Below are 18,541 nucleotides of genomic sequence, written 5' to 3' on the forward strand. Positions count from 1 at the left end.
CGAAGGATAAACAATGGGCGTGATAGCTAGGCTAAAAGAAGATATTGAATCTATATATCACCGTGATCCTGCGGCGCGTAGCGCGTTTGAGATCTTGGTTAACTATCCAGGCATGCATGCCATTTGGTTGCATCGGATAAGCCATAAGCTATGGAAGCGCGATTGGCGCTTAACGGCACGTTGTTTATCGACGTTTTCCCGTTGGTTGACAGGGGTTGAAATCCATCCTGGGGCAACCATAGGTCATCGATTTTTTATCGACCACGGTATGGGCGTTGTGATTGGTGAAACGGCTGAGATTGGTGATGATTGCACCCTTTATCACGGTGTCACGCTTGGTGGAACCACCTGGCAGGCGGGGAAACGTCACCCTACGTTAGCCAATAACGTGGTGGTGGGCGCAGGGGCAAAAATCCTCGGTCCTATTACCATGCACGATGGTGCGCGTGTGGGTTCGAATTCTGTTGTGGTGAAAGATGTGCCCAAAGATACCACGGTTGTGGGGATTCCTGGGCGCGTGGTGGCTACACCGTCACCGCAATCGAAAGAGAAAACTGAACGCCGCAGCGCGATGGCAAAAAAATATGGCTTCGATGCGTACGCGGTATCACCGGATAATCCCGATCCGGTGGCCAATGCAATAGGGCAGATGCTCGATCACATGCATTTGATGGACTCGAAAGTTCAAGAGTTGTGTCAAGCCATTCAAGGGCTGGGTGGCAATGTCTGCACTGAAAAACTGCCAGAGCTTGATATGGGCGAGTTTAATGATGCAGAAAAAGCGGCAGCGGAAAAACGCCATAGTGCATTAGATGAGTTTGATCCGAGTATCTAAGTTTCAAGAAATGGTTCAACTTAGCGGTCTAACTTGCTTAAGGGCTGACCCTTACAAGGGTCTCGTTTAGCGTTTTACTTTAGCTTATCCTGTTGTAAAGGCGCATATTGCGATCAAACCAGAGTTTGATCGCGCCATAGTACCGAGATCACTTTTATCCTGCGTTTATATCGTGCTAGATGTCGATTAATTGGCGCTCTAGCATTGAATCTTAAGCCGGAAACAGGTTAAATACCCCACCCAGATGAAAGGGTATTGGTTATGCGCACACTCAATACTTGAGTGTTTTAGTAGGTTTTAATACTTGACTGAATTACTCGGGTATGTTGAAATAAAGCATACCTCTTCGGGAGCTATGGTAGTTATGAAACTTACATCAAAAGGTCGTTATGCAGTAACCGCTATGCTAGATGTGGCAATCCACTCAGCATCGGGACCAGTTCCCTTAGCGGATATCTCTGAAAGACAAGGGATTTCGCTTTCCTATCTGGAACAACTCTTCGCTAAGCTAAGAAAACACGGTTTAGTGGCCAGTGTACGTGGACCGGGCGGTGGTTATCGCTTAGGCCTAGAAGCCAATGATATTTCAGTCGGCATGGTTGTCCATGCTGTAGACGAGTCTGTCGATGCGACTCGTTGCCAAGGACTTGGCAATTGTCAGAGTGGAACTCGCTGCTTAACCCATTCACTTTGGGGCGATTTAAGCAAACAAATTTCCGATTTTTTAGATGGTATCAGTCTTGCCGGCTTGATGCAGAAGCGAGATGTGCAATTTATCTCACTTAAGCAAGACACTATGCAAAAGGAACAAAGAGTCAGTTTATAGCGGCACTTTGTTATATATAAAAATAATTTTTGTACGTTGTATGTAGCCTCTACCAGAGACTGCTCAGTACGGAGTGTGTTATGAAGCTTCCTATCTATTTAGATTATGCCGCCACCACGCCTGTTGATCCTAGAGTCGCGGAAAAGATGTTCCAATGCATGACAATGGACGGCATCTTTGGTAATCCGGCCTCACGTTCACACCGCTACGGCTGGCAAGCCGAAGAAGCGGTGGATATTGCTCGCAACCAAGTTGCCGAGTTAATTAACGCCGATCACCGCGAAATTGTGTTTACCTCTGGCGCGACGGAATCGAACAACTTAGCGATAAAAGGTGTTGCTCATTTCTATCACAAGAAAGGCAAGCACATCATCACCAGTAAGACTGAACATAAAGCGGTTCTCGATACTTGTCGCCAATTAGAGCGTGAAGGTTTCGAAGTGACTTATTTAGAGCCTGCGGCTAACGGCATCATTCCTATGGAACGTTTAGAAGCAGCGATGCGTGACGACACTATCCTTGTCAGCATTATGCACGTGAACAACGAAATTGGTGTTATCCACGATATCGATGCAATCGGTGAACTATGCCGTTCAAAAGGCATCATTTTCCATATGGATGCGGCGCAAAGTGCAGGCAAAGTGCCTATCGATGTGCAAGCCACTAAAGTGGATTTGATCTCTATTTCTGGCCACAAAATGTATGGCCCTAAAGGTATCGGCGCACTATATGTTCGTCGTAAGCCACGCATTCGCTTAGAAGCGCAAATGCACGGTGGTGGTCATGAGCGCGGTATGCGTAGCGGTACGTTACCAACGCATCAAATCGTAGGTTTAGGTGAAGCTGCTGCAATCGCAAAAGCGGAAATGGCCTCTGATGACGCGCGTATCGGTGCATTACGTGACAAATTATGGAATGGCATCAAGCACATTGAAGAAACCTATATCAATGGCGATGCGATTGACCGTGTTAGCGGTAGCCTCAACGTCAGCTTCAACTATGTTGAAGGTGAGTCGTTAATGATGGCACTGAAAGATTTAGCGGTTTCATCGGGTTCGGCTTGTACCTCAGCCAGCCTAGAGCCTAGCTACGTATTACGTGCACTTGGCTTAAATGATGAAATGGCACATAGCTCAATTCGTTTCTCAATCGGCCGTTTCACAACCGAAGAAGAAATCGATCACGCTATCGAAGTTATTACTCAATCTATTGATAAATTAAGAGAAATGTCTCCTTTGTGGGAAATGTTTAAAGATGGGATCGACCTGAACCAAGTTCAATGGGCACATCATTAATTCTGACCTTTACAATAGATAATTTTGGAGCAGTACCATGGCTTACAGTGAAAAAGTGATAGATCATTATGAGAATCCACGTAACGTTGGTTCTTTTGATAAAAACGATCCTTCGGTCGTGACCGGTATGGTAGGCGCGCCTGCTTGCGGTGACGTGATGAAACTTCAGTTGAAAATTGGTGCTGATGGCATCATTCAAGATGCTAAGTTCAAAACCTACGGTTGTGGTAGCGCGATTGCGTCTAGCTCACTGGTAACTGAGTGGGTTAAAGGCAAGACTATCGAACAAGCTGCGGCGATCAAAAACACGGATATCGCTGAAGAATTGGCATTGCCACCAGTGAAGATCCACTGTTCAATTTTGGCTGAAGATGCCATTAAAGCTGCTATCGACGAGTACAAATCGAAACAAGCTAAGTAACATCTGGAGTTAAGATGGCGATTACAATGACCCCAGCGGCAGCCGATCGTGTCAGATCTTTCTTAGTCAACCGAGGCAAAGGTGTAGGCCTGCGTCTCGGCTTAAGAACATCAGGCTGTTCTGGTATGGCTTATGTACTTGAGTTCGTTGATTCTTTAAATGATGACGATGAAGTGTTTGATATCGAAGATGTGAAAATCATCATAGATGCCAAGAGCCTTATCTATCTTCAAGGGATCGAGCTGGATTTTGTTAAAGAAGGGCTGAATGAAGGCTTCCAATTTAACAATCCTAACGCAAAAGGTGAGTGTGGTTGTGGTGAGAGTTTCACTGTTTAACCGCTAAAGTTGACGCATGAATTATTTCGAGCTGTTTAAATTTTCCCCTGCCTTCGATATTGATACCGCCTTACTTGCAGAACGCTATCGCGAACTGCAACGGGCGGTTCATCCCGATAAATTTGCCAATGATACTGAGCAGCAAAAATTGCTGTCGGTGCAGCGCACGGCGCAAGTCAATGATGGTTTTCAAACCTTAAAAGATCCCATTCGCCGCGCCGAGCATATGTTATCGCTGCGTGGTATTGAATTAAGCCATGAAACCACGACAGTGAAAGATACTGGCTTCTTGATGCAGCAAATGGAATGGCGCGAGGCGTTAGAAGATATACGCGATAGTGCCGATCCTCAAGCGAGTATTGACGAGCTATATCAATCGTTTGCGCAGTACCGCGCGCAACTCACTCAGCAATTGACTCAACTGTTAACCAGTGAGCAGGCTGAAGATGCATTGTTAGCGGCAGATCAAGTTCGCAAACTCAAATTTATGGCAAAATTACACGACGAGTTGACCAGAGTCGAAGACGCTCTGTTAGATTGATTTTCCGTGTTTATGTTACTTTGCTGACTCAAGTACGCTTGAGTTGGCATTACTAAGTTGGATATATATGGCCCTTTTGCAGATAGCTGAGCCCGGTCAAAGTGCCGCGCCGCACCAACATAGACTTGCCGTTGGCATCGATTTAGGTACGACCAATTCTTTGGTGGCGGCCGTTCGAAGTGGAGAGACGGCAACCCTGCCGGACGAACTTGGACAGCATTCATTACCTTCTATCGTGCGTTATACCCAAGATTCAGTCGAAGTCGGCGCACTTGCGGCGTTGAGTTCGGCGCAGGATCCGCAAAACACGATCGTTTCGGTAAAGCGTTTTATGGGCCGCAGCCTAGCGGATATTAAAGCTGGCGAGCAATCATTGCCCTACGAGTTTGCCGAAAGCGAAAACGGTTTACCTTTATTTGTGACTCCCCAAGGCCAAGTGAATCCCGTGCAAGTGTCTGCGGAGATTTTACGCCCGCTGATCGCCCGCGCTGAAAAAACCTTAGGCGGCGAACTGCAAGGTGTGGTGATCACTGTGCCTGCGTATTTCGACGATGCTCAGCGCCAAGGCACAAAAGATGCCGCAGCTTTGCTGGGTGTTAAAGTGCTACGTTTGTTGAATGAACCGACGGCTGCTGCGATTGCCTATGGCTTAGATTCTAAGCAAGAGGGCGTGATTGCCATCTATGATTTAGGTGGCGGCACTTTTGATATTTCTATTTTGCGCTTGAATCGTGGTGTATTTGAAGTGTTAGCCACTGGTGGTGATTCAGCGCTTGGCGGCGATGATTTCGATCATTTACTGCAAGCACATATGCAGCAAGTGTGGCAGCTTAGCGACATCGACTCACAATTAAGTCGTCAGTTGCTGATTGAATCGCGTCGAGTTAAAGAAGCCTTAACTGATGCAGCAGAAACTGAAGCGAAAGTGATCCTTGCCGATGGTACTGAACTGACGCAAATCGTTACTAAAGCTGAATTTGATGCCATGATTGCGGCATTGGTGAAAAAGACGATTGCCAGCTGTCGCCGTACCCTGCGTGATGCGGGCGTGACGACGGATGAAGTGCTTGAAACTGTGATGGTTGGCGGTTCAACGCGCGTGCCATTAGTGCGTGAACAAGTCGAAGCTTTCTTCGGTAAACCACCGCTGACATCTATCGATCCCGATCGTGTTGTCGCCATTGGTGCGGCCATTCAAGCCGACATTTTAGTGGGTAACAAACCCGAATCGGATTTGTTATTGCTCGATGTGATCCCTTTGTCATTAGGCATAGAGACCATGGGCGGCTTAGTGGAAAAAGTGGTATCGCGTAATACCACGATTCCGGTTGCACGGGCGCAGGAATTTACCACCTTTAAAGATGGTCAAACGGCCATGGCATTCCATGTGGTGCAGGGCGAGCGTGAGCTCGTTGCCGATTGCCGCTCACTGGCGCGTTTTACCTTAAAGGGTATTCCGCCGTTAGCCGCTGGCGCTGCGCACATTCGGGTGACATTCCAAGTGGATGCTGATGGTTTACTTAGCGTGACGGCGATGGAGAAATCCACCGGCGTGCAGTCTAGTATTCAAGTTAAGCCGTCTTTTGGTTTATCGGATACTGAAATTGCCACTATGCTGAAAGATTCGATGAAGTATGCTAAAGACGATATCGGTCGTCGTATGCTGGCTGAGCAGCAAGTGGAGGCGGCGAGGGTACTCGAGTCTTTACATGCCGCGTTAGCGAAGGATGGCGATTTGCTGAATGCCGATGAGCGTGCTCAGATCGATGCTACTATGGCCAATGTGGCGCAAGTGGCTACGGGCGATGATGCCGATGCGATTAAACTCGCGATTGAAAAACTGGATGAGCAAACCCAAGATTTTGCTGCCAGACGTATGGACAATTCTATTCGAGTGGCATTCAAAGGCCAGTCGATCGACAACATATAGGTGATGTAATGCCCCAATTAGTCTTTCTTCCCCATGCCGAGTTGTGCCCTGATGGCGCTGTGCTTGAGGCGAATGTTGGTGAGACCATTCTCGATGTTGCGCTGCGTAATGGCATCAATATCGAGCATGCCTGTGAAAAGTCCTGTGCTTGCACGACGTGTCACTGTATCGTGCGTGAAGGCTTTAATGATCTTGAGCCAAGTGATGAGCTAGAAGATGACATGTTAGACAAAGCATGGGGACTCGAGCCCGAAAGCCGTCTATCTTGTCAGGCTAAAGTGGTCGACACTGACATGGTGATTGAGATCCCTAAATACACGGTTAACATGGTTAGCGAAGGCAATTAATATTGCTTCGATAATGATTAAAACCAGTCCACGTGACTGGTTTTTTGCTTTTGGCGTTGAGCATTTGTGCAACTAATCTTGTCTATGCCTCTAGTTGTTTGATTTATCCTTGCGCAGGCGTATTATGCGCTCAAAATTAATGGTTGCCGGAGACCAAATGAGAATAGCGATTTTATCGCAAGGGCCAGAGTTATATTCAACGAAGCGACTCGTTGAAGCGGCTCAATTACGTGGTCATGAAGTACATGTAATCAATCCCCTTGAATGTTATATGAATATCAACATGCGGCAATCGAGTATCCACATTGGCGGGCGAGAGTTACCTGCATTTGATGCCGTGATCCCCCGTATTGGGGCGTCGATTACCTTTTATGGTTCGGCGGTGTTGCGCCAATTTGAGATGATGGGCGTCTATGCCTTAAATGATTCAGTTGGAATTTCCCGCTCACGGGACAAATTGCGTTCTATGCAGCTGATGTCACGCCGCGGTATTGGTTTGCCTATTACCGGTTTTGCCAATAAACCGAGTGATATTCCAGACTTAATTGATATGGTGGGTGGCGCGCCTCTGGTGATTAAATTACTCGAAGGCACCCAAGGCATTGGCGTGGTATTAGCCGAGACCCGCAAAGCGGCTGAGAGCGTGATTGAAGCCTTTATGGGCCTGAAAGCCAACATCATGGTGCAGGAATATATCAAAGAAGCCAACGGCGCAGACATTCGCTGTTTCGTGCTCGGCGATAAAGTGATTGCCGCCATGAAACGTCAAGCTATGCCCGGTGAGTTCCGCTCTAATTTGCACCGTGGTGGCACGGCGAGTCTAGTCAAACTAACTCCTGAAGAGCGCTCTGTGGCTATTCGTGCGGCGAAGACGATGGGATTGAATGTGGCAGGGGTTGATTTGCTACGCTCAAACCACGGTCCTGTGATCATGGAAGTGAACTCCTCACCCGGTCTTGAAGGAATTGAAGGCGCCACCACGAAAGATGTGGCGGGTGCTATTATTGATTTTGTTGAAAAAAATGCGATTAAAGTAAAAAAGGTGACGCAAGCACAGGGTTAGCACCCTTGGTGTCGAGTATTGACTACGGAATATCAACACTTGATTCACCTCCTTATGGGTAACGGCGTTAAGCACTAGCTTACCCATTCAAGCGAACCGAATAGGGGAAAACGATGACATTAACTTGGATAGATTCGTTAGATATTGCGTTGGAATTACTCGAAGCACACCCAGAGGTGAATCCCACTCAGCTGTATTTCACCCAACTGTATGAGTGGGTGTTAGCTTTGAATGATTTTGCAGATGATCCTAAGCATTGCAATGAAAAAATACTGGAAGCAATTCAGCAGTGTTGGATTGATGAAAAGTAGTGAGCACAGTTGTGGTACGGCTTTTTATGTGAGGCATCTTGTCCTTTTGACGTTTAACTAAGGTGATTTACCTCACGTATTTGCAGTGGCGCAGAGAATATTTCGCGAGAGTTTGATCACAGTCAAGTTCATTTTCAGTGGATATCGTAATTTGTTGTATATTGGTTAAGGCATTTATATGGCTTAACTTTATTATCGCAACTGCAAGGATGTTCACATGAAACTTTTGCTTGTATTGTTATGTATACTTGTCCCTTCAATGGCTTGGGCTCATCCAGGTCATGGCGGTGTCGGTTTATTCCATCACTTGTTAGATCTTGCACCCGCAGTCATTTTAGTCGCTTTGATTGCATGGGCTGGTATTTGGGCAAAAAATAGAAAATAATCCCATTTTTTAATGAGTTAATGAACCCTGCTAAGGATTTATCCTCCTAGCGGGGTATTTTGTGTGATCAAACTGATTACGAATAAAGCGAATGTGCGCAATATCTCAGACTAATTTGCTATAAAGATAGGATTTAGCTTTTAAATTTCGTATAATCCGCGCGAATTTTTTAAACTTGCTGACAAAGGAAGCTAGTTATGGCGATCGAACGCACATTTTCTATTATCAAGCCAGATGCTGTTGCAAAAAACCACATCGGTGCTATCTACAATCGTTTTGAAACTGCTGGTCTTAAGATCGTTGCAGCTAAAATGTTACACCTGACCAAAGAACAAGCTGAAGGTTTCTATGCTGAGCATAGCGAGCGCGGTTTCTTCGGTGCTCTGGTTGCATTTATGACTTCTGGTCCAATCATGGTCCAAGTATTAGAAGGCGAAAACGCTGTTTTAGCTCACCGTGAAATTTTAGGTGCAACTAATCCAGCTCAAGCGGCTCCTGGTACTATCCGTGCTGATTTCGCAGAAAGCATTGACGAAAACGCGGCTCACGGTTCAGATGCTGTTGAATCTGCTGCTCGTGAAATTGCTTACTTCTTCAGCGCTGAAGAATTGTGTCCACGCACTCGTTAATTCGATGCTAAGACTGAAAAAGGAGCCTAGGCTCCTTTTTTATTGGCTGCAATTTAGCGAATATAGATTTCCATATTGCAATGACGCTAATCCCTTTATACAAATCACACGTCAATTCAAAGTGTTAAAACTTAATAAAATTTTGTTTTTATTAGTCTTTTTAAATTTTGCACATTTTTTTAATTTTCTTGCTTGAAATTTTCTCTCCCGTCCTTATATCTATTTCAGGATCGCTCGATGAGGATCCTAGTGTGAATTCTGTGCCGTAAGGACAGAAGATTTAACTCGGCAGACTCTACAAGCGTTTTCATCGTGAAAACCGTCCGCCAATTCTCCATATTGCTTAAGGCAAGGATATGAATATGCGTAATTATGATCTAGCTCCCCTGTACCGTAGTGCCATTGGTTTTGACCGTTTAGCTCAGCTGGCAGAACATGCCGCCGCTAATAATGGCAATACTGGCTATCCCCCATATAACATTGAATTATTAGGCGAAAATCGCTATCGCATTACTATGGCCGTGGCCGGATTCTCAATGAATGAACTTGAGATCAGCAGTGAAGGTGAGAAATTACTGGTGAAAGGCAACAAAGCTGAAAGCCAAACCGAGCGTAAATACTTGTACCAAGGCATAGCGGAACGCGGTTTTGAGCGAACTTTCCAACTGGCAGACTATGTCACTGTGCTCGGCGCAAGTTTAGAAAATGGCTTACTCAATATTGATTTAGTGCGTGAAATCCCTGAAGCGTTGAAACCACGCAAAATCGAGATCACTTCATCGCGCTTGCTAGACAGCCAGTCATAATTGACACTGTGGTAACTACCTAAAAACAAGGGGAGCATAATGCTCCCCTTGATGTTTTTGTGTTCACGCAAAAAATGTCCGCGAGATTTCCGTGAGAAAGTTACGCTTTCATGGCCTTTTCGCCGCGAGCCAAACCCACCACACCGGAGCGAGAGACTTCGACCAATTTAGTCACTTCACCTAGCGCATTAATAAACGCATCGAGTTTTTCTGATGTGCCGACCATTTGGATGGTATATAAATTGGCGGTGACATCGACAATTTGGCCGCGAAAAATGTCCGCCATCCGTTTAACTTCTTCCCTAAACTCGCCCTGGGCGCGGACCTTGATAAGGGCTAATTCCCGTTCAATATAAGCAGACTCGGTAATATTCGAAACTTTTAACACATCGATTAACTTATGTAGCTGCTTCTCTATCTGCTCTAACACCATTTCATCGGCAACGACCGTGATGTTAAGCCGCGACAGTGTGATATCGTCCGTTGGCGCCACCGTTAAACTTTCAATGTTATAACCGCGCTGTGAAAACAAACCGACCACACGAGACAGGGCGCCGGATTGGTTTTCTAATAATACAGATATAATTCGACGCATTAGCATTTCTCCGTCTTAGTCAGCCACATTTCATTCATCGCACCACCGCGGATCAACATGGGGTACACGTGCTCAGTTTCATCCACCATGATGTCGATAAAGACCAGTCTGTCTTTCATCGCCAGCGCTTCAGCCATTTTTGACTCAAGTTCGGCGGGATCGCTTATCGTCATACCTACATGGCCATAGGCCTCGGCAATTTTGGCAAAATTAGGTACTGAATCCATATAGGAATGTGAGTGACGGCCAGAGTAAATCATGTCCTGCCATTGTTTAACCATGCCAAGGAAACGATTGTTTAAGTTGATAATTTTAACCGGCGTATCATATTGCAGTGCGGTTGATAGCTCTTGGATGTTCATCTGAATTGAACCATCACCCGTGACACAGACAACCGTGGCATCAGGCATCGCCATTTTAACCCCCATCGCGGCGGGTAGGCCAAACCCCATGGTGCCTAGACCCCCTGAGTTGATCCAGCGGCGCGGCTTATCGAACGGATAGTACAAGGCGGCAAACATCTGGTGCTGGCCAACATCAGAGGCGACATAGGCATCGCCATTGGTTAGCTTATACAAGGTTTCAATCACTTGCTGTGGTTTGATGCGACCACTGTTTTTGTCATAGGCCAGACAATCGCGGCCGCGCCATTGCTCAATATCATTCCACCAAGTGGCGATGGCATCGTTGTCATTGTGCTCGTTCGATTCATCTAACAGTGTCAACATGCTGTCTAAAATACTGTCGGCCGACCCTACGATGGGAATGTCGACGTGGATAGTTTTTGAAATAGACGAGGGATCGATATCTATGTGCAAAATGGTCGCGTTCGGGCAATATTTTTCCACATTATTAGTGGTTCTATCATCGAAGCGCACACCAATACCGAAGATCAAATCGCAGTTATGCATAGTCATGTTGGCTTCGTAGCGACCGTGCATCCCTAGCATGCCTAGGCTGTTTTTGTGGGTACTTGGAAAAGCCCCCAGTCCCATGAGTGTGCTGACGACGGGAATATTTAATCTCTCAGCTAATTGTAAAATTTGCTTATCACAACCCGAGATAATGGCGCCGCCACCGACATAGAGCACAGGCTTTTTAGCCGCTAATAGTGCCTGTAGTCCACGACGGATCTGTCCTTTATGCCCCGAGGTTGTCGGGTTGTATGAGCGCATTTTCACGCTTTCGGGATAAATATATTCGTGCAGCAGCGCTGGGTTTAAGCAATCTTTTGGCAGGTCGACGACCACAGGCCCAGGACGGCCGGTAGAGGCAATATAAAAGGCTTTTTTTATTGTTTCAGGGATTTGAGTGGGATCTTTAACTAAAAAGCTGTGTTTGACCACAGGACGAGAGATACCGATCATATCGCATTCTTGGAAGGCGTCATTACCGATAAGGTTGCTCGGTACTTGACCCGATAATACGACGAGGGGAATAGAGTCCATGTAGGCGGTGGCAATACCGGTAATCGCGTTGGTGGCACCGGGTCCTGAAGTGACTAATACCACGCCCACTTTACCCGTAGCACGGGCATAACCATCAGCCATATGCACGGCAGCTTGTTCGTGGCGAACGAGTATGTGTTCAATACCTGGGATAACGTGCAGGGCATCGTAGATATCTAAAACTGAACCGCCAGGATAGCCAAAAATGTGCTTTACGCCTTCATCAATCAAAGAACGCACTATCATGCTGGCGCCGGATAACATCTCCATGTGGAACTCCTATTGCATAGTACCGTTACGGTAAACAGTATTTTGTTACAGCGACGGTAATCGCTCTAAAAATTAAGCCTGAAGGGTAATTCAGACTCCGAAATGCTGAACTGACTTCGTAGAAGACAAGTGATTCATCCTTAGGATGCAGCAACTGTTGCAATGAACAGAATTTCATCATATTCAAAAAAAACAACATTTCAAGCCTTTTATGTAAAAAATAACCAACTTGAAACAATTTCACGTTTGAATGGCTGGATAACTTGCTGGAATCGCCAAGTAATCTAGGCTGATTTATGAGTTTATCTTATATTTTTCAGATTGTTAGATACTTAAAAAGCAAAAACGGCACTAAAAGTGCCGTTTTGGTGTGGGACGTTAGATAAGCAGATACTTAACAGTTGCGATTAAATATTACTTATTTGCTACATTAGTGAAAGCCAATGCGCTGTTTTCACGCGATCAAACATGTGTTGCCGATGTGGCATTGGTATCCATGGGTCCTTAAAAATAGATCCTTAAACCGTCGGCTGTATTTGATGTTTTGGACGATTAAATTGGCAAATACCGACTAACACAATAGAGCCTAACATGAGGGCAGAGAAGGGCACTGCTGTGCCATCATAGAACACCGCTAATAACGGCCCCGCTAATGCGCCACAGCCAAATCTTAAGGTGCCAATAACCGCCGTTGCCGTTCCGGTTTCTTGTTTGAACTTCATCAGCACTATCGCATCGGCGTTGACCGACATCACCCCTAGGCTGCCCATCAAAGGAATAAGCATGATCACGGTAAAATGATAGCTCATATCCAGTAGGTTGACGGTTAATAAACCAGCTCCCGCAATAGCGCCAAAAAAGGTCGATACGTGCAACATACGCAGCGAACCATAGCGGCCGACAATGCGAGTATTAATGATATTGGCCAACATCAAGGCACCAACGTTGGTGCTAAACAAGATGGCAAAATAGGATTTATCTAAGGCAAAGACTTCCATATAAACGAAGGGGGATGCGGTGAGATAACAGAAAAACGCAAAAGACGTTAACACGCCGCTGGCAATGTTCAACTTAACGCCAGGTCGGGAAAATACGGTCGCATAGGCACCAAGAAACGATTTTTGGCTGCGGGTATCCATATCTTTATCGCTGGGCATTTTTAGCGCAAACAGCACGAGTAATAACAGGGTCGCGGCATAGGCAGATTGAATGAAGAAGATTAAATGCCAATCACCGAGTTCTAAGATCACGCTGCCAATACTAGGGGCCAATAATGGCGCTAACATCATGATTAAACTCACGTAAGACATACCTTTGGCGGTATTATCGCCATAGACTTCTTTGATGTATCCCGGTACCACCACAGTCGCTGCTGCGCCGATAAAGGCCTGCAAAAAGCGTAGCCCAAGAAAGACTTCGACTTGACCAGCAAAACCAATCAGTAAACTGGTTAGCATAAAGCCACTCAGCCCCATTATCACCATAGGGCGACGGCCAATGCGGTCAGCTAAGGGACCGAAACACAACATGCCCAGTGCATAACCTGCTAAGTAGATACTCAGGGATTGTTGCACTGTTGTGATATCGGTATGAAAACTAAGGGCCAATGTCGACATCGCAGGTAAGTACATGTCGATGGCCAATGGTGTGATCGCGACAATCGCCGCTAGCATGGGAATAAGCAGTGCTAAATTCGGTATACGTCTACCGTTATGGGCAGAAGGTTGTGATTGTGGGTCCACTGTTACCTCGGGTGGCGAAAGAATAGAAAGCGTATTTCTCAGGGTTATGCGGCGTGGTTTAAATTGTACTAGGACAATTCACTCTAATCCGTCCATTTTTAGCCAGCATCTTGCGCTAATTGGCAGTGTTTGGGGAAAAGTGAATTGTGCTTCGATCAATTTTCACGGTAAGGCATTAAGCAATAGCATAGTAAAGCGCTAGGACAAATAAACCAATCTTTGCGATGATTTCTTTACCGTATTTTACCGATTAAATTGTAACTAAGTAGCAAGTCTCGATAATCGAGGCATAACCTTGGCGGCTCGAGCCGTTATCCTCCAATATGCTTCATTCAAAAGTGTTAGTTGTCATCTGAGTGTCACTGCTTTGTCATCTAGGTGTCTTTTATGCTGACTAATTTAGTGGGTTTTAGCTTCACCTTACTAAAAATAAAATATTCAGGAATGACACGATGAAAACACAACGACTCCCGCTTGCAGCCGCCATTATGGCGAGCTTATTACTCGGTGCTTGCAGCGGTGATGATGGCGCTGCAGGTGATAAAGGCGACAACGGCTTAAATTCACTGGTTAAAGTGACCGCATTAACTATCGGTGATGCAAATTGTCCCGCCGGTGGTCAGCGAATCGATACCGGATTAGATGCCAACCATAATGGACAATTGGATGACAATGAAATTGCGGTCGCGCAAACCCAATATGTTTGCCAGCCACAAACTGCAAGCTTAAAGGCTGAGTTAATTGGTCGTCATCAGACAGGCGTTTATGGCTTAAGTGCCGCCGAAATTGTTGAATATCATAGTGCTTCAAACCGTATTTTTGTGGTTAATGCGATCAGCGGCAAAGTCGATATTATCGATGGCAGCTTATTAGCGACTGCATCAAACGCCACAGATCCTTTAGCATTGAATAATCTCGAAAAATTAGCAGAACTCGATGTTGCTAAGGATGTGGGTCAAACCTTTATGGGTAGCGTGAACAGCGTGAGTATTTCAGGCAACTTGTTAGCGGCTGCCATTGAGCGTGGTGACGCTGCAGGCAATGAAACCCAAGCCAATGGTTTTGTGGCTTTTTATCAGCTTAATGGCACAGATGCTCCGCAGTTTATCAGCGCCGTCGAAGTCGGTGCTTTACCCGATAATGTAGTGTTCACCCACGATGGTAAAACCTTACTCGTGGCCAATGAAGGCGAACCTAATCCTGCTTATACCTTAGATCCTGAAGGCAGTGTTGCGTTGATTGCTATTACTGACGGTAAGCCCGCAGCTACTGCGACCATCATAAATTTTAGTGCGTTTAATCAGGGCGGTGCGCGTGCAACTGAAATCACCGCTGACATTAAAATTAATGGCCCAATGGCGAGTGTGGCGCAGGATTTAGAACCTGAATATATCGCCATTAGCCAAGATAACCGCCGTGCATTTGTCAGTTTACAAGAGAACAATGCTATTGCCGTGATTGATATCGCCAATGCGAAAGTCTCGAAGATTTTACCGCTAGGCCTCAAAGATTACGGGCTTGATGTGAATAAAATTGATGCGAGTGACAAAGATAATCTTGTTAACCAGCAAAGCTACACAGGGGTGTACGGCATGTATCAACCCGATACCCTTGCTAGCTACCGTTGGAATAACACTGACTTTATTGTGACTGCGAATGAAGGTGACTCCCGTGACTATGCGGCTTTTTCGGAAGAAGCCCGCGCAGGGGATTTAGTGCTCGACCCGAATCACCCACAATTTGCCGCCGCAAAAGATAAAACCCAATTAGCGCGTCTCAAGGTAACGACGAGCATGGGGGACGATGATAAGGATGGCGACTACGACAAAGTCATGAGCTTTGGTGCTCGTTCATTCTCGATTTGGAATGCTGATGGTCAGCAAGTGTTTGACAGTGGCAGTGATTTTGAACGTATTACCGCCGCACTACTGGGGGATAAATTCAACAATAACAACGAAGAAAATAAAGGTGATAGTCGCAGCGATGACAAGGGGCCAGAGCCAGAAGCTTTAGCCCTAGGCCAAATTGGTCAACGACTATATGCCTTTGTTGGTTTAGAACGTACCTCTGGCTTTATGATCTATGACGTGACTAATCCTTTTGATGTGCATTTTGTCGACTATGTTGTGAATCGTGATTTTGAAGCTGACTTCGTTGTCGATACCGCTACAGGTGCAGTCAAAGGTGATGCAACATTGGCGGGTGATTTAGGGCCAGAAGGGATGAAATTTGTCAGTGCCGATAAAAGCCCTAACGGTAATCCTTTGTTAATCATAGGCAATGAAGTCAGTGGCACCACAAGTGTTTACCAACTCAAGATCAAGTAATTGAGCTTTACTCAGTCACCTGAGCATCGCGCTTTGGACGTGGGCCTTGTGAGTTCTTGATATAACCGCTCTAAAATCCACCATTGGCGGCATGAATACCGCCAATGGTGAGGGTTTAGGCTATCCAACCGAGCCATAGCCACCACAGATAATCCAGTGGAATAAGTGCAACTAGAGTTATTGCCGCTAGAGGTAAGGTGATGCGAAGTAGTTTAGTTAATGGCTCTTGGGATAATTGCATCGCCAAAATCAAAGGAGCCACCTGATAAGGAAAAATCACGGTTGAGAAACCGATCACCTGCGTCATTAATACCGCAGGGGTGGAGAAGCCAGTTGCATTGGCAAAGTCTGCTGCCATGGGGGATAACACAGTCGGCACACCTGGAACCGTTGCCACTAATCCTGTTAGCGTCGCGATTAACGATAACGACATAAAATTCAGGAACGATGCCCCTTGCTGCAAGGGTAACCATTCACTGAACAGTTGACCTAGCGCAGTGCCGAGCCCGGAATGATTGACCAATGCTCCCAGACCTAAGGCTGCCGCGACAAAAATGACGGTCGACAAATCCACTGAACTATTAAAACTCTTAGACTCAAGCACTCCCCATTTGGGGAGCAATAACAAGATAGCCGTTGTTAATCCTACCCAAGCGGGATTAATGCCGTGCAGCGAGTCAGTCACCCAAAAGAGCAAAGTAATAGTCAGTAACAGTGCAACTTTCTTTTGCATATCAAGGTTGTAAGCTTCTTTTTCAATAACGCGTTCAGGCTGGTTGTTATCAATTTTTGCAGGAAATAGGAAAACGACTAGCGCCACAATCAATATTGATTTGAGTAAGCCAAGGATTGGAAAATGCAATAAGAGATACTCAGTATAACCAAAGTGGATATTGAATAGATTCTCACTGGAACCCGCTAATATCATGTTGGGAATATTCGCGGGCAACACGGCAAAACTGGGCATGTTGCACGCCAGTGCCAAGGCGGTCGCAATGCCTATCCGTCCATGGCTACCACGAGCAAAACCGACTTGCTCAGCTAACGCCATACCAATTGGCACCATGACCACAGCACGGCCAACGGATGAGGGCATCACAAAGCCAAGCAGCACGGCACTAAAGACCAAACCCGCAATCAAGCGTGGATAACTTGTGGTCAGTATGGGGGCAATCAAACTGGCCATTCTGCGACTTAAACCTGACTGAGTGATGGCACTGCCGATCACAAACCCCGAAATGATTAACCACACCGCAGTTGAGCCGAATCCGGAGAAAAGTATACTCGGCTCAATGAGTTTAAAAATGGTGGCAAGGGCAAAAAAGATTAACCCCGCCATAAAGGGCGGGAAGAAACCTGTGCTCCAAAACATCAAGGTCACTAACACTACGCCTGCGCTGTAGGAAAACACCGCGGGATGCTGACTTAGCGGAAAAAGCGCAAGTAAAGTAGCGATCAACAGTGCACTGAAAAACGCTAGCTGTTTAACGCCAATAAAACGTTTCATGTTTACCGACCTATTGGGTTGAATACGTAAAAGATGCCTACTAAGATAACTGACTTGGTTTGGCGTTTTAAGAAGGTAATATGTCAAAGTATGTTCCTAAAGCGACATTGTTAACACCCAGTGATGCGGCGTTTATCATAGATGCCAATCGGCCCGTGCTGACCCATACTCGCAATATGGCGGCGGAAGCGGGCATCGAACCTCACTCGCACCCGCGGGGTCAGCTACTTTGGGCCGCCAAAGGTTTGTTACGTGTTCGCAGTGAAAATGCCGTCTGGGTGGTACCCTCAACCCATGCCGTTTGGATCCCTTGCAATTTGCCCCATCAAGTGAACAGTGAAACCCACGCACATACTCGCAATATTTATATTGACCCTAGCTATGGCGTTAGGCCACAGGATACGCAAGTGGTGATGGTGACTATGACAGCGTTGATGCGCGAATTAGTGCTTAAACTTTGTGAAAGTTCACATCTTATGGACAGTGGACAACTGCATCGGCTGGGTTTGGTTGCCATCGATGAGCTCCAAACTCTGGACAGTCTGGATGCCCATTTACCCGCAGGCTCAGATCCAAGACTCAGCCGCTTGATCCAAACGCTGATCCGACGTCCAAAAGTGAGTTACTCACTGACCGAGTTAGCCGAAATGGGCGGCGCGAGTGTGAGAACGATTGAGCGACTATTCAAAGCTGAAACTGGGCTTACTTATCGACAATGGCGACAAAGATTTCGTTTGTTAAATTCGCTTGAGAGCTTAAGCCAAGGGGAGAGCACGACTATGGTGGCCCATAGTTTAGGTTATTTGAGTGTCAGCAGTTTCAGTGCCGCCTTTAAAATGCAATTTGGTTGCACGCCGCAAGATTACCCGCAGCATAAGCCTATGAAAAGCGGGCGCTAAATCAGGCATCATAAAACCGTCTATAA

Annotated in this window: 19 protein-coding genes; 15 read left to right on the top strand and 4 right to left on the bottom strand. The window is 46.2% G+C overall.

Features of this window, described 5'->3' with window-relative positions; genetic code table 11:
* Positions 1-13 precede the first annotated feature (13 nt).
* The 13 genes from cysE (at position 14) to HQQ92_RS08735 (ending at position 9,727) form a co-directional block, all read left to right on the top strand.
* A complete protein-coding gene (gene cysE / locus HQQ92_RS08675) occupies positions 14-835 on the top strand; it encodes a serine O-acetyltransferase (protein WP_028759817.1) in 822 nt (273 codons plus the stop codon).
* A gap of 364 nt (positions 836-1,199) precedes the next feature.
* On the top strand, positions 1,200-1,661 hold the full coding sequence (gene iscR, locus HQQ92_RS08680) for a Fe-S cluster assembly transcriptional regulator IscR (protein WP_006081858.1): 462 nt from the start codon (positions 1,200-1,202) through the stop codon (positions 1,659-1,661).
* Positions 1,662-1,741: 80 nt separating this feature from the next.
* Positions 1,742-2,956: an IscS subfamily cysteine desulfurase gene (locus tag HQQ92_RS08685; RefSeq protein ID WP_028759818.1), complete on the top strand. Its 1,215-nt coding sequence runs from the start codon at positions 1,742-1,744 to the stop codon at positions 2,954-2,956.
* A gap of 37 nt (positions 2,957-2,993) precedes the next feature.
* A complete protein-coding gene (iscU, locus tag HQQ92_RS08690; protein WP_006081856.1) occupies positions 2,994-3,377 on the top strand; it encodes a Fe-S cluster assembly scaffold IscU in 384 nt (127 codons plus the stop codon).
* 14 nt (positions 3,378-3,391) lie between these two features.
* A complete protein-coding gene (gene iscA, locus HQQ92_RS08695) occupies positions 3,392-3,715 on the top strand; it encodes an iron-sulfur cluster assembly protein IscA (protein ID WP_006081855.1) in 324 nt (107 codons plus the stop codon).
* Between the two features lie 16 nt (positions 3,716-3,731).
* Positions 3,732-4,256, top strand: coding sequence for a co-chaperone HscB (gene hscB, locus HQQ92_RS08700; protein WP_012089341.1), 525 nt, complete (start codon positions 3,732-3,734; stop codon positions 4,254-4,256).
* Between the two features lie 67 nt (positions 4,257-4,323).
* Complete coding sequence (hscA, locus tag HQQ92_RS08705; protein WP_173244648.1) at positions 4,324-6,186, top strand: Fe-S protein assembly chaperone HscA; 1,863 nt, start codon at positions 4,324-4,326, stop codon at positions 6,184-6,186.
* 8 nt (positions 6,187-6,194) lie between these two features.
* Positions 6,195-6,533 (top strand): ISC system 2Fe-2S type ferredoxin, encoded by a 339-nt coding sequence (fdx, locus tag HQQ92_RS08710; RefSeq protein ID WP_006081852.1) that lies wholly within the window; start codon positions 6,195-6,197, stop codon positions 6,531-6,533.
* A 157-nt stretch (positions 6,534-6,690) separates the two neighbouring features.
* Positions 6,691-7,596: a 30S ribosomal protein S6--L-glutamate ligase gene (rimK, locus tag HQQ92_RS08715; RefSeq protein ID WP_006081851.1), complete on the top strand. Its 906-nt coding sequence runs from the start codon at positions 6,691-6,693 to the stop codon at positions 7,594-7,596.
* Between the two features lie 113 nt (positions 7,597-7,709).
* A complete protein-coding gene (gene iscX, locus HQQ92_RS08720) occupies positions 7,710-7,907 on the top strand; it encodes a Fe-S cluster assembly protein IscX (RefSeq protein ID WP_173244651.1) in 198 nt (65 codons plus the stop codon).
* A gap of 217 nt (positions 7,908-8,124) precedes the next feature.
* On the top strand, positions 8,125-8,292 hold the full coding sequence (locus tag HQQ92_RS08725) for a hypothetical protein (RefSeq protein WP_173244654.1): 168 nt from the start codon (positions 8,125-8,127) through the stop codon (positions 8,290-8,292).
* A 197-nt stretch (positions 8,293-8,489) separates the two neighbouring features.
* Complete coding sequence (ndk, locus tag HQQ92_RS08730; protein ID WP_011789197.1) at positions 8,490-8,921, top strand: nucleoside-diphosphate kinase; 432 nt, start codon at positions 8,490-8,492, stop codon at positions 8,919-8,921.
* 362 nt (positions 8,922-9,283) lie between these two features.
* A complete protein-coding gene (locus tag HQQ92_RS08735) occupies positions 9,284-9,727 on the top strand; it encodes an Hsp20 family protein (protein WP_028759822.1) in 444 nt (147 codons plus the stop codon).
* Between the two features lie 100 nt (positions 9,728-9,827).
* Here the strand turns inward: HQQ92_RS08735 and ilvN are convergent, their stop codons facing one another.
* The 3 genes from ilvN to HQQ92_RS08750 all read right to left on the bottom strand — a co-directional run bounded on the left by ilvN (position 9,828) and on the right by HQQ92_RS08750 (position 13,782).
* On the bottom strand, positions 9,828-10,322 hold the full coding sequence (ilvN, locus tag HQQ92_RS08740) for an acetolactate synthase small subunit (RefSeq protein ID WP_173244657.1): 495 nt from the start codon (positions 10,320-10,322) through the stop codon (positions 9,828-9,830).
* Positions 10,322-12,040: an acetolactate synthase 3 large subunit gene (locus HQQ92_RS08745; RefSeq protein WP_105252618.1), complete on the bottom strand. Its 1,719-nt coding sequence runs from the start codon at positions 12,038-12,040 to the stop codon at positions 10,322-10,324. Before HQQ92_RS08745 ends, ilvN begins: the two co-directional genes overlap by 1 nt.
* A gap of 518 nt (positions 12,041-12,558) precedes the next feature.
* The gene (locus HQQ92_RS08750; protein ID WP_173244660.1) at positions 12,559-13,782 is read right to left on the bottom strand and encodes a multidrug effflux MFS transporter; all 1,224 of its coding nucleotides are present in this window, start codon (positions 13,780-13,782) and stop codon (positions 12,559-12,561) included.
* 452 nt (positions 13,783-14,234) lie between these two features.
* Between HQQ92_RS08750 and HQQ92_RS08755 the strand changes: the two genes are divergently transcribed.
* Positions 14,235-16,109, top strand: coding sequence for a choice-of-anchor I family protein (locus HQQ92_RS08755; RefSeq protein WP_173244663.1), 1,875 nt, complete (start codon positions 14,235-14,237; stop codon positions 16,107-16,109).
* 115 nt (positions 16,110-16,224) lie between these two features.
* On the opposite strand, the gene HQQ92_RS08760 is transcribed toward HQQ92_RS08755, so the two are convergent.
* Positions 16,225-17,616, bottom strand: a complete 1,392-nt coding sequence (locus tag HQQ92_RS08760) for an SLC13 family permease (RefSeq protein WP_173244666.1) — start codon at positions 17,614-17,616, stop codon at positions 16,225-16,227.
* Between the two features lie 80 nt (positions 17,617-17,696).
* Between HQQ92_RS08760 and HQQ92_RS08765 the strand changes: the two genes are divergently transcribed.
* On the top strand, positions 17,697-18,515 hold the full coding sequence (locus HQQ92_RS08765) for a helix-turn-helix transcriptional regulator (protein WP_173244669.1): 819 nt from the start codon (positions 17,697-17,699) through the stop codon (positions 18,513-18,515).
* Positions 18,516-18,541 lie beyond the last annotated feature (26 nt).

This window comes from Shewanella sp. DC2-4, from assembly GCF_013248875.1.
Lineage (GTDB): Bacteria > Pseudomonadota > Gammaproteobacteria > Enterobacterales > Shewanellaceae > Shewanella > Shewanella oncorhynchi.

What these genes read in the sequence shown, in the direction of transcription:
- cysE (WP_028759817.1), top strand. Translation starts at nt 14, where the DNA reads ATGGGCGTGATAGCTAGGCTAAAAGAAGATATTGAATCTATATATCAC.
- iscR (WP_006081858.1), top strand. Translation starts at nt 1,200, where the DNA reads ATGAAACTTACATCAAAAGGTCGTTATGCAGTAACCGCTATGCTAGAT.
- HQQ92_RS08685 (WP_028759818.1), top strand. Translation starts at nt 1,742, where the DNA reads ATGAAGCTTCCTATCTATTTAGATTATGCCGCCACCACGCCTGTTGAT.
- iscU (WP_006081856.1), top strand. Translation starts at nt 2,994, where the DNA reads ATGGCTTACAGTGAAAAAGTGATAGATCATTATGAGAATCCACGTAAC.
- iscA (WP_006081855.1), top strand. Translation starts at nt 3,392, where the DNA reads ATGGCGATTACAATGACCCCAGCGGCAGCCGATCGTGTCAGATCTTTC.
- hscB (WP_012089341.1), top strand. Translation starts at nt 3,732, where the DNA reads ATGAATTATTTCGAGCTGTTTAAATTTTCCCCTGCCTTCGATATTGAT.
- hscA (WP_173244648.1), top strand. Translation starts at nt 4,324, where the DNA reads ATGGCCCTTTTGCAGATAGCTGAGCCCGGTCAAAGTGCCGCGCCGCAC.
- fdx (WP_006081852.1), top strand. Translation starts at nt 6,195, where the DNA reads ATGCCCCAATTAGTCTTTCTTCCCCATGCCGAGTTGTGCCCTGATGGC.
- rimK (WP_006081851.1), top strand. Translation starts at nt 6,691, where the DNA reads ATGAGAATAGCGATTTTATCGCAAGGGCCAGAGTTATATTCAACGAAG.
- iscX (WP_173244651.1), top strand. Translation starts at nt 7,710, where the DNA reads ATGACATTAACTTGGATAGATTCGTTAGATATTGCGTTGGAATTACTC.
- HQQ92_RS08725 (WP_173244654.1), top strand. Translation starts at nt 8,125, where the DNA reads ATGAAACTTTTGCTTGTATTGTTATGTATACTTGTCCCTTCAATGGCT.
- ndk (WP_011789197.1), top strand. Translation starts at nt 8,490, where the DNA reads ATGGCGATCGAACGCACATTTTCTATTATCAAGCCAGATGCTGTTGCA.
- HQQ92_RS08735 (WP_028759822.1), top strand. Translation starts at nt 9,284, where the DNA reads ATGCGTAATTATGATCTAGCTCCCCTGTACCGTAGTGCCATTGGTTTT.
- ilvN (WP_173244657.1), bottom strand. Translation starts at nt 10,322, where the DNA reads ATGCGTCGAATTATATCTGTATTATTAGAAAACCAATCCGGCGCCCTG.
- HQQ92_RS08745 (WP_105252618.1), bottom strand. Translation starts at nt 12,040, where the DNA reads ATGGAGATGTTATCCGGCGCCAGCATGATAGTGCGTTCTTTGATTGAT.
- HQQ92_RS08755 (WP_173244663.1), top strand. Translation starts at nt 14,235, where the DNA reads ATGAAAACACAACGACTCCCGCTTGCAGCCGCCATTATGGCGAGCTTA.
- HQQ92_RS08760 (WP_173244666.1), bottom strand. Translation starts at nt 17,616, where the DNA reads ATGAAACGTTTTATTGGCGTTAAACAGCTAGCGTTTTTCAGTGCACTG.
- HQQ92_RS08765 (WP_173244669.1), top strand. Translation starts at nt 17,697, where the DNA reads ATGTCAAAGTATGTTCCTAAAGCGACATTGTTAACACCCAGTGATGCG.